The sequence below is a fragment of the Vibrio frigidus genome, assembly GCF_042465995.1.
GTDB lineage: Bacteria > Pseudomonadota > Gammaproteobacteria > Enterobacterales > Vibrionaceae > Vibrio.
Map to the genome: position 1 here is coordinate 36,070 of NZ_JBCDMC010000020.1, position 12,955 is coordinate 49,024.

At 39.4% G+C, this 12,955-nt stretch carries 12 protein-coding genes and 1 riboswitch; of the genes, 8 read left to right on the plus strand and 4 right to left on the minus strand.

The features are described 5' to 3' along the window. Positions 1-238: 238 nt before the first annotated feature. Complete coding sequence (locus AACW90_RS21850; protein ID WP_390238922.1) at positions 239-1,165, minus strand: hypothetical protein; 927 nt, start codon at positions 1,163-1,165, stop codon at positions 239-241. Between the two features lie 314 nt (positions 1,166-1,479). On the opposite strand from AACW90_RS21850, the gene AACW90_RS21855 reads away from it, so the two are divergent. The 4 genes from AACW90_RS21855 to dinF all read left to right on the plus strand — a co-directional run bounded on the left by AACW90_RS21855 (position 1,480) and on the right by dinF (position 4,973). Next, positions 1,480-1,941, plus strand: a complete 462-nt coding sequence (locus tag AACW90_RS21855; protein ID WP_347997426.1) for an Lrp/AsnC family transcriptional regulator — start codon at positions 1,480-1,482, stop codon at positions 1,939-1,941. Positions 1,942-2,046: 105 nt separating this feature from the next. After that, on the plus strand, positions 2,047-2,670 hold the full coding sequence (lexA, locus tag AACW90_RS21860) for a transcriptional repressor LexA (protein WP_195704642.1): 624 nt from the start codon (positions 2,047-2,049) through the stop codon (positions 2,668-2,670). Between the two features lie 59 nt (positions 2,671-2,729). Then, positions 2,730-3,560: a class I SAM-dependent methyltransferase gene (locus AACW90_RS21865; protein ID WP_390238926.1), complete on the plus strand. Its 831-nt coding sequence runs from the start codon at positions 2,730-2,732 to the stop codon at positions 3,558-3,560. Between the two features lie 60 nt (positions 3,561-3,620). After that, positions 3,621-4,973 (plus strand): MATE family efflux transporter DinF, encoded by a 1,353-nt coding sequence (gene dinF / locus AACW90_RS21870; protein WP_390238928.1) that lies wholly within the window; start codon positions 3,621-3,623, stop codon positions 4,971-4,973. Between the two features lie 64 nt (positions 4,974-5,037). Here the strand turns inward: dinF and sthA are convergent, their stop codons facing one another. Next, positions 5,038-6,438: a Si-specific NAD(P)(+) transhydrogenase gene (sthA, locus tag AACW90_RS21875; protein WP_390238931.1), complete on the minus strand. Its 1,401-nt coding sequence runs from the start codon at positions 6,436-6,438 to the stop codon at positions 5,038-5,040. Between the two features lie 223 nt (positions 6,439-6,661). On the opposite strand from sthA, the gene fabR reads away from it, so the two are divergent. Together fabR and AACW90_RS21885 are read left to right on the plus strand one after the other, a co-directional pair. Next, a complete protein-coding gene (gene fabR / locus AACW90_RS21880) occupies positions 6,662-7,285 on the plus strand; it encodes an HTH-type transcriptional repressor FabR (RefSeq protein WP_195704638.1) in 624 nt (207 codons plus the stop codon). 2 nt (positions 7,286-7,287) lie between these two features. Further along, complete coding sequence (locus tag AACW90_RS21885) at positions 7,288-7,659, plus strand: YijD family membrane protein (RefSeq protein ID WP_275135108.1); 372 nt, start codon at positions 7,288-7,290, stop codon at positions 7,657-7,659. A gap of 50 nt (positions 7,660-7,709) precedes the next feature. Here the strand turns inward: AACW90_RS21885 and trmA are convergent, their stop codons facing one another. Then, positions 7,710-8,819: a tRNA (uridine(54)-C5)-methyltransferase TrmA gene (gene trmA, locus AACW90_RS21890; RefSeq protein ID WP_390238936.1), complete on the minus strand. Its 1,110-nt coding sequence runs from the start codon at positions 8,817-8,819 to the stop codon at positions 7,710-7,712. A 130-nt stretch (positions 8,820-8,949) separates the two neighbouring features. Next, positions 8,950-9,178, plus strand: a riboswitch (cobalamin riboswitch). 36 nt (positions 9,179-9,214) lie between these two features. Between trmA and AACW90_RS21895 the strand changes: the two genes are divergently transcribed. Both AACW90_RS21895 and murI read left to right on the plus strand, forming a co-directional pair. Beyond that, complete coding sequence (locus tag AACW90_RS21895) at positions 9,215-11,080, plus strand: TonB-dependent receptor domain-containing protein (RefSeq protein WP_390238939.1); 1,866 nt, start codon at positions 9,215-9,217, stop codon at positions 11,078-11,080. A 160-nt stretch (positions 11,081-11,240) separates the two neighbouring features. Continuing rightward, positions 11,241-12,047 carry a glutamate racemase gene (murI, locus tag AACW90_RS21900; RefSeq protein ID WP_390238948.1) on the plus strand — a complete coding sequence of 269 codons (807 nt, stop codon included), beginning with the start codon at positions 11,241-11,243 and terminating at the stop codon, positions 12,045-12,047. On the opposite strand, the gene AACW90_RS21905 is transcribed toward murI, so the two are convergent. Further along, positions 12,016-12,465: an RNA recognition motif domain-containing protein gene (locus AACW90_RS21905; RefSeq protein WP_390238942.1), complete on the minus strand. Its 450-nt coding sequence runs from the start codon at positions 12,463-12,465 to the stop codon at positions 12,016-12,018. The genes murI and AACW90_RS21905 overlap by 32 nt on opposite strands. Positions 12,466-12,955 lie beyond the last annotated feature (490 nt).

Consider the following 12,955-nt stretch of genomic DNA (forward strand, 5'->3'; position numbering starts at 1 on the left):
ACTAGTCCAAGCTTTCACGTCTAAATCAATTTGTTCTATCATTTTTGTTACCGTTGATATGTTGGCTAATTATAGCAGCAGGTAACAATAAATGAATTACAAAAAATAGGGGATTCAAACGCATTGTTAAAGTTGGTTCCTATTCTACACAAGGCATAGGCGCAGTGTTTAAAAGCGAAGACGCTTTTTTGGTCGCCGCTATTTTCGACTGTTGTTCCAGTTTACTTAACCTTGTAATTTATTGCTTATACATTCGCCCCCAAATAGCAACGATGCAGATAGCGAAAACAAGTCTTCCCCAAAGAATGGCGTATAGGTCAGCGCCGAGCAATAGTATCAACAGTGTGTCTTCAATGATGCTGTGACATAACCCAAGGAAACCCATGACAAGTGCAGTATCCCGTTTACTAATGTGCCCTTTTTTTACTTCATCGATGAGTAATCCTGCACCGAACGAAATTCCCAGTGTCATTCCAATAATTGTAATGTTGGCGGCTTCTTTACCTAACGTGAGCCCTCTTAATAATGGTGACAGTAATTTGTGCAGTAGAGCCTCAATTCCAAGTATGCGTAGAATTCGCAGCATTATGATGAGGGCGGTTAAAATGACAAAGATAGAAGCAAAAAGTTGCGCTTGTTCAATACTCCACTGAATCCATCCAAACGAATTACTTGTAGTTGGTGCCCAAGATAAAGCAATTGGTTCTTGTTTCCATTGCAGAGTTGAGTATAAAAGGTTCAATATTGACCCTAATAATAATGCCCCCCCCACTCTTACAAGTAATGTTACTCTCCATCGAATACCTAATGACTTGGCTATAGCACCTTCTACAGGTAGCCCATGAGCAATTAATATCATGACTCCCAGTACCGATATGTCCGCGACAGAAATTGCATTAGTAGCGGCTATTGAGTAAAACACCACCATAGCGGTATAGATATTGGTTAATAAAGCGACGGCCCATACCAAGCCCATTTCTTGCGATAACCCTACAATATTCATTGCAGGAGAAAGACAGTAAGCAAGCAGATCTGTGGCGCCAACTAAGTCTAACAGTTTAACGATAATGACAGCCGGAAGCATTACCTTGACTAAAACCAGATAGACTCGGATGATCTCTTTAAACTGATTTGATATATGGGTGATGAACGTATTGTTCCACATGAAACATTATCCTTTTAATGCGTTTATAAGTAACTTAAGTTTGGGACAAACGACATCCACTGATACTGCTTTTGTTACCTCTATTGCATTGAGTGTTTATAAAGTAACACGCAGTTACGTTATAAACTGATCTTGATAAGAACAAAAAAACCGACGTTCATTTATGAGTTTTAGATGAATTAGGGCAATAATTATCTATTTACCGGCATTATTCTTCTACAAGTTAATTAGTTTAGAGTAGATTTGAAAAATTATTGCTGTAATTTAGACCCATAAATGTATTTTATTCTGATAATGGGTGAGTGAGGTTAATAGTGTTTCTTGATCGGACAGATAAAGCTATTTTACGAGAATTGCAGAGCGACTGCTCTATTACCAATGTTGATCTTGCTGAAAGGGTAGCATTGTCTCCGCCAGCATGTCTGAAGCGAGTACAGCGACTAACAACAGAAGGTGTAATTAGTCGAAAGGTTGCCATTCTGAACCCAGAAAAATTAGGTAATCCATTACACATTGTTGTTGAGGTATGTATGGAGAGGGATAAAAAGCAGATTAATCAAAATTTTATAAAACAGCTCCAAGGTGTACCTGAAGTGAAAGAATGTTATCAGGTGACTGGTGAGGTGGATTTTGTACTGATTATTGATGTGGCGGACTTGCGAACTTACGAGAGGTTAAAAGAGACGATTTTCTTTAGTAATGAAAATATTAAAACGTTCAAAACAATGATCTCAATGAATCGTGCTAAGTATGAAACGCAATTGATAATTGACTAAACAGATATGAAAATGGGTCGTTGGTTAAAAAATGACACCTTTCCGTTGCAAACAAATAAATACTGGATATACTCACAGTTAACTGTATAAAAAAACAGGTGACTTATGAAGCCGTTAACCCCTCGTCAACAACAAGTATTAGATCTTATCAGAGACAAAATTGAAGATTCTGGTATGCCCCCAACACGAGCAGAAATCGCTAGAGAGTTGGGTTTCCGTTCTGCTAATGCCGCAGAAGAGCATTTAAAAGCCCTTGCTAAAAAGCAAGCTATTGAGATTATCCCTGGCGCATCTAGGGGGATTCGAGTTTTGCTTCAGAGTGATGCTGTAAATGATGATTTAGGATTGCCTTTAATAGGACAAGTCGCGGCTGGCGAACCTATTTTGGCGCAAGAGCATGTTGAAGCGAACTATAAAGTTGATCCGACGATGTTTCGACCTCAAGCCGATTTTTTGCTTCGCGTTCAAGGTGAAAGTATGAAAGATATAGGCATCATGGATGGTGATTTACTGGCGGTACACAAAACACAAGACGTCAGAGATGGTCAAGTTGTGGTGGCTCGTGTCGATGATGACGTCACAGTTAAACGGCTTGAAAGGAAAGGGTCAACAGTATTGCTTCATGCAGAAAATGAAGATTTCTCTCCAATTAAAGTTGATCTAGAGTCCCAGCACTTAGCTATAGAAGGTGTCGCTGTCGGTATTATTCGAAATACGGACTGGATGTAATTTATAACTTGATAATCTAAATAATAATCATTATCATCTTTAGTTCGGGAGAGATGATAATGAATGTCCAATATATAAAAGCCTCAACCAATATCAATAATAAGCCTCACTATGATGTGCCAGTTCACTTACTACAACCGATGTGGCTAAGAAGTCGAGAAAGTCTGGTTAATGATGGTTTGGTCTATGATCCTATTGCGGCTAATGCCTGTCGATACTGTCAGCTTTCTTCAGAATGCCTTTCTGGTGATATTGCTCAGAAACAATTATTGCACGCGACGCTTACTAAGCTTTGCGACGAAAGAGTCGGTGCCTTTTTAAAAGATCATCCTAACGCTTGGGTATTAAATATAGGTGGCGGATTAGATACTCGATTTTATCGATTAGATAATGGCTTGTGTCACTGGGTAGAGCTGGACATTTCTGAGCACTTGCTTTGGAGGGAGAAGTTATTTCATCCAAGTGATAGATATAAATTAATCAATGGTTCCGTCGATAACTTTAATTGGATGCAATCCTTATCTATACCGAGCAATGTGCCAGTTATTATCGTTTGTGAACAAGCGCTGTTATCGCGTTCAGAATCTGATGTGGCTCAGTTTGTCCAAAATATGAGTCGATATTTTAATCAATGTCATGCTTGTATTGTCGTAGCCGGTGACAAAGCGTCAACTCGCTATGGGCAAAGGTTAGGAAGCCAAAATTATTCTCATGGTTTTAACAAACCAACAGAAAAACTGTTGCAATGGTTGCCTTGGTGCAAATATATTAAATTATTCTCTCCATTTGATGATAGTTGTGGACGATGGAAAGTTTGGCAACGCGCCATTGCTGCATTTCCAACATTAAGACATAGGCTTACTCCGATTGTCGTTGAGTTATCTTGGTAATTTAACGGGACAATAGATGAATCACTAAGTTACACTTCCCGGTAACTTAGTGAGGTTTATGTGTTTAACTCTTTTTTATCAACGCTTCAGAATACATCGATCCACAAACAAGTACTTCTTCTCGCTATTCCGATGGTTCTTTCAAATATCACCGTTCCGTTGCTGGGGTTGGTTGATGCTGCTGTGATCGGTCATTTAGAACATTCATGGTATTTAGGTGGTGTCGCCTTGGGTGGGACCATGATCAGTGTGACTTTCTGGTTGTTAGGTTTTTTGAGAATGTCGACAACTGGATTAACCGCCCAAGCTCTAGGCGGAGAGAAAAAAGAACAACTAGTTTTGGTTCTGCTTCAAGGTTTGTTTATGGCCTTTGCATTCGCAGTAATATTTCTGCTTTTTCATCGGGTGATGGCTGATATTATTTTCGGTTTTAGTCGTGCGAGTAATGAGGTTAAGCACTACGGAGAGACCTATTTTGTTATTAGAGCGTGGAGTGCACCTGCCTCTCTTGCAAATTATGTCATGCTTGGCTGGTTGTTAGGCACCCAAAACTCACGAGCACCTATGTGGATGGTGATTTTCGCTAACGTTACCAATATTGCTTTAGATTTTCTTTTTGTGGTTGGGTTCAACTGGGGAGTAGAAGGCGCCGCTCTTGCTTCTGTTATTGCAGAATACACAAGCTTGGTTATAGGATTGGGTTTTGTTGTTAAAACGTGGAAAAACTTTCAGTTGCCTGCTATTTCATCAATAATACGTGAAAGAACCATAAGGTTAACGAGTGGACTATCACGATTCGTCAAACTCAATCGAGATATCTTTCTACGCTCTTTATGTCTACAGGGGGCCTTTAGCTTCATGACCTTTCAAGGAGCAACCTATGGTGATGATGTCGTCGCAGCTAATGCAGTATTGATGAGCTTTCTGATGATTATATCTTATGGTATGGATGGGTTTGCTTATGCCATTGAAGCTATGGTAGGCAAAGCAATAGGCGCAAAAAATAGAGGGGCGTTGAAAGAATCGATAGTGGTTACGTTTGTTTGGAGTTTCGTCATTTGTTTCTTTTTAGGGGGCGTTTTTTATCTCTTTGGTAACAACTTGATATCCATGATCACTGATATTGAACGTGTTAGTAAGATAGCCAGTATGTACCTCCCTTGGTTAATTGCTATGCCATTGTGCGCTATGTGGTGTTTTGTTTTGGACGGTATTTTTATCGGTGCAACAAAAGGTAAGGAGATGAGAAATAGCATGTTTATTGCCACTTGTACCTTTTTTGCCGTCTTCGGTTTGATGAGCGGTTTTGGTAATCACGCCTTATGGGCAGCGATGATAAGTTTTATGGTGATACGTGGTGTAAGTTTAGGGTTTGTTTTTGTATCGCAGTGGAGAAGAGGTGTTTTTCTCTAAGAATTCGTTCAGGCTGAGGTATTCTCAGCCTGAACATAATGATTACCGGGTATAGCCTTTTATTTTAAAACAGACGATTAAGCCCGTTTAATGCCGCTACTCGGTAAGCTTCTGCCATTGTAGGGTAGTTAAAGGTCGTATTAACGAAATATTCGATGTTATTCGCTTTTCCTTTTTGTTCCATTATCGCCTGCCCGATATGAATAATTTCCGCAGCGCGTTCCCCGAAACAATGAATACCCAATATCTCTTTTGTTTCTCGATGAAAGAGTATTTTTAGGCTGCCAATATCTTTTCCGGCGATTTGAGCTCGAGCGAGGTGTTTAAACGAAGAGCGTCCGACTTCATATGGAACCTTCGCAGCAGTGAGTTCTTGTTCGGTTTTACCCACAGAGCTAATTTCCGGTATGGTGTATATCCCAGTAGGGATGTCTTCTATTAGGTGGGTATCGGCTTTTCCTTTCACAATGTTCTGTGCCACAAAGCGACCTTGATCGTATGCAGCACTAGCTAAGCTAGGGTATCCAATAACATCTCCGACAGCATATATATGCTCTACTTTTGTCTGATATTTTTTATTGATGCTTAGAGATCCTCTGGCGTCAGCAGTCAATCCAGCTGATTCGAGGTTTAGTTTGTCGGTATTACCCGTTCGACCATTGGCGTAGAGCAAACAGTCTGCACGCATTTTTTTTCCTGATTGTAGGTGGATAATTACACCGTCATCAGTAGCTTCGACTTTTTCATATGTTTCATCATTTCGGATGACAACGCCACTATTCCAAAAATGGTATGAAAGAGCATCTGAAGTTTCATTATCTAAAAATGAGAGTAAGCGATCCCGTGTGTTGATGAGGTCGGTTTTTACATCTAGCCCGCGAAAAATAGAAGCGTATTCGCAGCCGATGACACCTGCACCATAAATAATGATGTTTCTTGGAGTATGTCCTAGAGAAAGAATTGAGTCGCTGTCGTAAATACGAGGATGATTAAAGTCAACGTCTTCGGGTTGGTAAGGTCTGGAACCTGTCGCGATAACAAATTTGTCCGCAGTATAATATTCTAGGCTCCCGTCAATCTGTTTTACGGCAACCTGATTTTTATCTACAAAATGAGCTTTACCAAAAATAAGGTCACATTGGTTGCGATCATAAAAACCTTGACGAAGGCGTGTTTGCTTATCAATAACGGTTTTCGCATGGCTAAGAATATCAGCAAAAGAGGCATGTACGTTATTAACATTACGATGAAACAGTGGATTGCTATTAAATTCGATGATCCGGCTTACTGCGTGTCTTAATGCTTTCGAAGGAATCGTTCCCCAGTGGGTACATCCGCCACCAACACTTGGTTCCTTTTCAATTATGGCGACATTTAACCCTGCTTTGGTTAATCCCATTGCTGCCCCTTCACCTCCGGGACCACTACCGATTACGATCACATCAAAGTGAGTTTTTCGAGCCATATTGATTCGCCTTCCATGATTTTTGTTAACATTGCTGTAGCGAGATTTTAACTTGTTATCACCATAGGTAAATGGTCATCACACTATAGAGTGGTAATGATCACGGACTTATGCAAATCTAATGGATGTTAGTTGTGCTTTTACAATGTGTATTTCTCACTGGTTCGAATTCGCGTTATAGTAATTAGACGTTAATTGGCTTTATTGGTAAAAATAACCCCCTATGGGAATTCGTGCGCTACAAAAAGAAAAAACACGCCGATCATTAATTGATGCAGCATTTAATCAGCTTAGAGCCGATCGCAGTTTCTCAAATTTGAGTTTAAGAGAAGTCGCGAGGGAGGCAGGTATTGCGCCAACCTCGTTCTATCGTCATTTCAAAGATATGGATGAGTTAGGATTAACCTTGGTTGATGAGGGCGGTTTACTCCTAAGGCAACTTATGAGGCAGGCTAGGCAGCGAATTGCCAAAGAAGGCAGTGTTATTCGAACTTCAGTAGAAACCTTTATGGAATTTATTGATAGTAGCCCTAACGTATTTCGATTGTTATTGCGCGAACGCTCAGGTACATCGGCTGAGTTTAGAGCCGCAGTGGCAAGAGAGATGCAACATTTCGTAGCTGAAATGACCGAATATTTGATAAGCACAGGAATGGATAGAGAGGAAGCCTCTATTCAGGCGGAAGCATCGGTAATCTTGGTATTTAGCTCCGGTGCAGAAGCGTTGGATTTAAGTAAAGATGAAAGAGAAGAACTAACTGAAAGGTTAGTGATGCAATTAAGAATGACCGCTAAAGGTGCTTATTGGTACAGAAAAGAGCGAGAAAGACAAAACAATAGGATATAACTATGTCGAATGAATCTAATCCAACGAAAAGTGACTCTGCTAGAAAAACGCTACTTTTAGCGGTAATTGTAGGTATGTGCAGTAATGCATTGCTCTCCGTGTTGACGGTAACTGAGGTCGCTTTCTCAATTTTTCCACTGATAGCTCTGGTACTATCAGTACAAATGCTTTATCAAAATTATCTACGTAACCCTGTTTCAGAAGAACTTCCATTGGTTGGTTTGGCTTGTTTTTTTGTAGGTGCTTTTGGTTATTCAGCATTTATAAAAGCTCAGTATCCGGGGGCGGGATCGAATTTTTTCGCCATTATAGTGACGTTGTTGTTACTGTTATGGGTAGGAAAAAAACTAGGTTTCATAGCAAAGGGTGAGTAACTAGTTAGGAATTAAAAAAACGAGCGATATGCTCGTTTTTTTAATTTTCTTTATTTGCGCTTTTCTAAAAGAACACCGGCTTCCATATGGTGGGTGTAAGGAAATTGGTCAAATAGAGCGAATCTGATAATTTTGTGAGTGATAGATAATAATTCGAGATTTTCTTTGAGCGTTTCAGGGTTGCAAGATATATATAAAATACGTTCATAACCCTGAACCATTTTACAAGTGTCTTCGTCCATGCCGGATCTTGGTGGATCGACAAAAATAGTGTTGCAGTTGTAGCTAGTTAGGTCAATATTCGCTTGTTTTAATCGTCGAAACTCCCGTTTACCATCCATCGCTTCGGTAAACTCCTCAGCGGACATACGGATAATTTGGACATTATCTATCTTATTTACTGCGATATTGTATTGAGCAGAAACTACTGATGGCATAGCGACTTCGGTTGCGAGTACGCGTTCAAAATTTTGAGCAAGGGCTAATGAAAAGTTACCGTTACCACAATAAAGTTCCAATAAATCACCGCTACTTTTTTTCGTACAATTTACCGCCCACTCCAGCATTTTCTGAGCAACAATACCGTTCGGTTGAGTAAAGCTATTTTCTACTTGTTGATAGATATAGGTACGGCCATGAACATTTAATTTCTCAATCACATAATCACGTTCGAGCACTATTTTCATTTTTCTTGCTCGTCCGATAATATTGAGATTGAAGCCTTTATTATTAAGCAATATCCTCAATGCTTTTGCTTCTTCAGTCCATTTATCATCAAGCTGACGGTGGTAAAGAAGAGAAACAAGCACTTCGCCATTTAAGGTTGACAGAAAATCAACTTGAAACAGTTTTTTCCGAAGGTCATCGTTGTTTTTGATCGAATCAATAAGAAGTGGCATCAACTCATTAATTACGTTGCTTGCCGCAGGGAATTGGTCAACGCGAATTTTCTCACGAGTTCCTTGATTAAACATTATGTAATAAAGAGCTTCGCCTTCGTGCCAAACGCGAAATTCGGCTCTCATACGATAATTTTGCTCAGCAGATTCAAATATTTCCAACTCAGGTACATCATATTCAACAAACATTTCGTTGAGACGATTCGCCTTCTCTTTCAGCTGTTCGTGGTAGCGATTAGAGTTTATTTCTAGGTTTGCCATAGATATGCCTTTAACTTTACACAAGGAGCGCAGATTTTATTCAATCCGGCTTGGTTGTCCAGTACTGATATGAATAAGTTTCATGTAGAAACGTTAATTTTTCCACTAGACAAGAGATATATTGATAATTAGTATCCGTTTTAGAGCTGGTGGCAATTGAAACTATAAATTGCCTGAAATGGGAATCTGGTGAAAATCCAGAACTGACGCGCAGCGGTAAAAGAGAACGAACATCTACGGTGAAAACCACACACTGCTACATCCAATGATGAGTGGGAAGTGAGATGCTAGGCGACCAATTAATATTATCATAGGTCATGCTCTTAAGTCCGAATACCTGCCAGCAAGTAAATGAACTTTCTCATTTACTAGGACTTACGCGAACAGGATTATTAATGAACAAATCAATAATAGCGGCCGCAGTGGCATCGCTAGTTTCTGCATCTCCACTCTCTTTTGCACAATCTTCTTCTGATATCGAAACTGTCATTGTTACGGCCAACCGTTTTGAACAGGCGGAGAGTTCGGCTCTGGCTTCAATAACGGTTATTGATAGAGAACGAATAGAAGCTACGCAAGCTACCACTGCATTAGAGTTACTGAAGAGCGTTCCTGGAATTACGGTTAATACTTTAGGGAACAAAGGAAATGCTTCTTCTATATATATCCGTGGAACGAAATCTAAGCATGCCCTTGTTTTGGTTGATGGCGTTAGAATTAATTCTCCAACGTTGGGGGCGGCGTCCATCGGACTAATCCCTGCTTTTGCTATCCAGAGCATTGAGATAGTGAGAGGCCCAAGGGCTTCTGTTTATGGATCTGATGCTATTGGTGGAGTGATCGCGATAAGCACTATATCTTCAGAAGAAACTCATGAGTTGAGAGTAGGTTATGGAAGCGAAGATCATGGACAGGTTGGTTGGCGGTCATCAGGTAATATTTCAGAAAATACTCAAGGTTCTTTTGTAGTAAACAAAGAACAAAGCGACGGTTACAAAATTTATGAATTGGCCGCGGATGGTGAAGAGTTTGGCTATTCAGCCCAAACAGCATTCGGTCACATTAATCACCAACTAAATGAAGAATGGTCTTTGATGTTCAGTGGATATGATAAATCGTCAGATTTCGAATACGCAGGTCAATATGACGGTTCGAAAAATCAACAAGACGATGAGTTCTATAGATTGTCCAGTGGTGTTATATATGAAAAAGAGGATTATCTTTCTAATCTGCAGTTTTTTTTGGGTAAGAGTTATCAAGCAACGGGTGATGCTGAAGGACAAAATGCGAAAGGAACAATAACTTCTCGTCGCAATGGTGTTTCCTGGATAAATACCTATTTGGCTCTTAATAATATCGTTCTTAATGCAGGATTAGATTATTACAAAGAGAGTGCTGATAGAGGAGGCTCAAATACAGATAATTACGAAAAACTAGATAAAGAAAACAAAGCGGCATTCTTGACCTCTAGTTTTGTATTTGATCCACTAAGCTTAGAATTGAGTTTGAGACATGATGACGATAGTGCATTTGGTGGAAAGACAACTTGGAATGCGGCAGCAGGATATCAAATCTCGAAATCACTGCAAATAGTATCTTCTATTGGTAGTGCATTTAAAGCGCCAACATTTAACGACTTGTATTGGCCTGAATCTGCTTATGATAAAGGTAACCCAAATTTAAAACCGGAAGAATCGGAGTCAGCGGAAGTTGGCCTTCGAGGCAACTACGATGTTTTAAATTGGAGCATTACGGCATATAAAACAGAAATCGAAAACCTTATAAATTGGGCTCAAGAGAATGGAAGCGGAAAATGGACACCTTCAAATGTTGATGATGCAACAATAGAAGGCATTGAAGTCGCAATTGATTTCTATACGGGACCAATCAATCATGAACTTGTTGCGGAATGGATGGATTCAGAAGATAAAAGTACAGGAGATGCTTTAGTTCGTATCCCTGAGAATAAATTTGCTTGGAATATGATGTATTTTTATGAAAGTTTCGATCTGAGTGTGTCGACGTTATATACAGGAGAAAGAGCAGACAATTCTGACAAGGAACTTGATGCTTATACTGTTGTTGATTTAGGTATAGGTTATTTGGCGACGAGTTCTCTTAAATTAGGATTGCGAGTAAATAATGCTTTTGATACTGATTATGAAACAGGTTATGGGAGCAGTAGTTTCGTGACTGGCGATGATTATTATTACAAAGGACCTGGTCGAACGGCATTTTTTACTGGTACTTATCAGTTCTAAATTGCAAAAGGGCTTAATGAAAATCCCTCAATTGTTGGACTAGCCAGCATTCGGGGGGTTTATATTGAGATATTAACTATAACAAATCCTTGCCCTTAGATAGTTGACTTTGTTGTTGCCAAATAAAAACTATTAAGTAATATCTTTCTTCTTTACCTGACTGGTTTTAACTTTGCCACAGCAAGCTAATATCCTTCTCTTCGATTCTGGCGTTGGTGGATTGTCAGTTTATCAAGAAGTTTGCAAAGAACTTCCTAACGCAAATTATATTTATCTATTTGATGATAAAGGTTACCCCTACGGTGAGCTTGACCCTGATACGCTCATCGAAAGAGTGAATGATATGGTGCGTTATGCTACTCAGCGGCATCGGGTTGACGTTATTGTCATTGCATGCAATACGGCAAGTACAATTGTACTTCCTTCATTACGCGGATCATTTTCTATACCCGTTGTTGGTGTTGTACCAGCAATAAAGCCAGCATCTCTTATTTCAAATATTGCAGTCGGACTTATCGCTACACCTGCAACCGTAAAGCGAAAGTATACTCAAACCCTTATTAAAGATTATCTGTCTTCTGTTCCGATCAAGCTATTAGGATCGACAGAATTAGTTGATATGGCAGAGAACAAACTAAAAGGCAAACCGGTTTGTATGGAGTCTTTAGCGTGTATATTGAGGCCACTTATTGGGAAAATAGACGTAGCGGTTTTAGGTTGTACACATTTCCCTTTGCTTAGAGATGAAATAAAACAAGTATTAGGGAATAAGGTTCTAATTATTGATTCAGGAGCGGCTATTGCGAGAAGGGTAGTTTCGTTAATCAATTATAATCATGATATGAAGAGCAAGCGAGAAATGGTTGCTTACAATAGTGCTTCTTCCAAAAAAGAAGAAGCACTATACATAACGTTCAAAAAACTTGGTTTTGGAACTATTGAGACGATTCCGACTCAGGATGTTTAGGATCATTGGCGATACGTACTTTCAAAGTACGCTGCATATAATCATGATCGTTTAATCCAGAAATAACATTATCGACATCGTTGCTGCCAACTACAACAAATCCAAAGCCGCGTCGTTTACCGGTTCGTTTGTCTTTCATTAGGCGCACGGCAAATACTTCGCCATGTTCAGAAAATACTTGACGAACATTGGTTTCGTTCGCTTTGTATGGGAGGTTACCAACATACAGTGTTGTTGTAGATGGTTTGTCTTTTGGTGTTGCAGAAGAAGTAGTAGAACAAGAAAGGTTAAGGATAAATGCTGATGCAACTACACCAATTACAAAAGATATAGCGGGAGAAACTGCTAATTGAGAAAAGATAGCAGCGCCAAGTACAGCGAGAGCGATTATTAAAAAGATAAATTTTTTAGAGTTCATATTTGAATACAACGTCTAGTAGATAAAAAAAATGGGATATATAGCTAACAAATATAGCTTCCTGAATACTACGGGTAACTCTGCTTAATTTCCAACCTATTGATGTGACTCTGCTCAAATGTTGAAATTTTATCCGATAAATATCTGTTTGATCGTTTTTTAAGCAAGCAGAAAAATAAATCAAAAAAGATCTTGCCAGAAAATAAAACCTCCCTATAATGCGCCCTCACCAACACGGAGTACAGCAACAAGAAGTACAGTGAAAAATGGTGGTGAGAAAAGGATCCAAAAAGATCTTGACTCATTAGAATGGAAGCGTAGAATACGCATCCCTAACTGATTGGAACTGATAAAGATTCGATAGTTAGAACGCTCTTTAACAATTTAAACCTATATCAATCTGTGTGGGCACTCGTTGATGACAATCGAAGATGATTCTCTGCCTTAGGGCACGAAATCAACAACGGTTTCAATGAACTGAGTGACCTAA

Coding starts and splice junctions, on each gene's coding strand:
- lexA (WP_195704642.1), top strand. CDS start 2,047: ATGAAGCCGTTAACCCCTCGTCAACAACAAGTATTAGATCTTATCAGA.
- AACW90_RS21885 (WP_275135108.1), top strand. CDS start 7,288: ATGTCGAATGAATCTAATCCAACGAAAAGTGACTCTGCTAGAAAAACG.
- AACW90_RS21865 (WP_390238926.1), top strand. CDS start 2,730: ATGAATGTCCAATATATAAAAGCCTCAACCAATATCAATAATAAGCCT.
- fabR (WP_195704638.1), top strand. CDS start 6,662: ATGGGAATTCGTGCGCTACAAAAAGAAAAAACACGCCGATCATTAATT.
- AACW90_RS21850 (WP_390238922.1), bottom strand. CDS start 1,165: ATGTGGAACAATACGTTCATCACCCATATATCAAATCAGTTTAAAGAG.
- sthA (WP_390238931.1), bottom strand. CDS start 6,438: ATGGCTCGAAAAACTCACTTTGATGTGATCGTAATCGGTAGTGGTCCC.
- trmA (WP_390238936.1), bottom strand. CDS start 8,819: ATGGCAAACCTAGAAATAAACTCTAATCGCTACCACGAACAGCTGAAA.
- AACW90_RS21895 (WP_390238939.1), top strand. CDS start 9,215: ATGAACAAATCAATAATAGCGGCCGCAGTGGCATCGCTAGTTTCTGCA.
- AACW90_RS21905 (WP_390238942.1), bottom strand. CDS start 12,465: ATGAACTCTAAAAAATTTATCTTTTTAATAATCGCTCTCGCTGTACTT.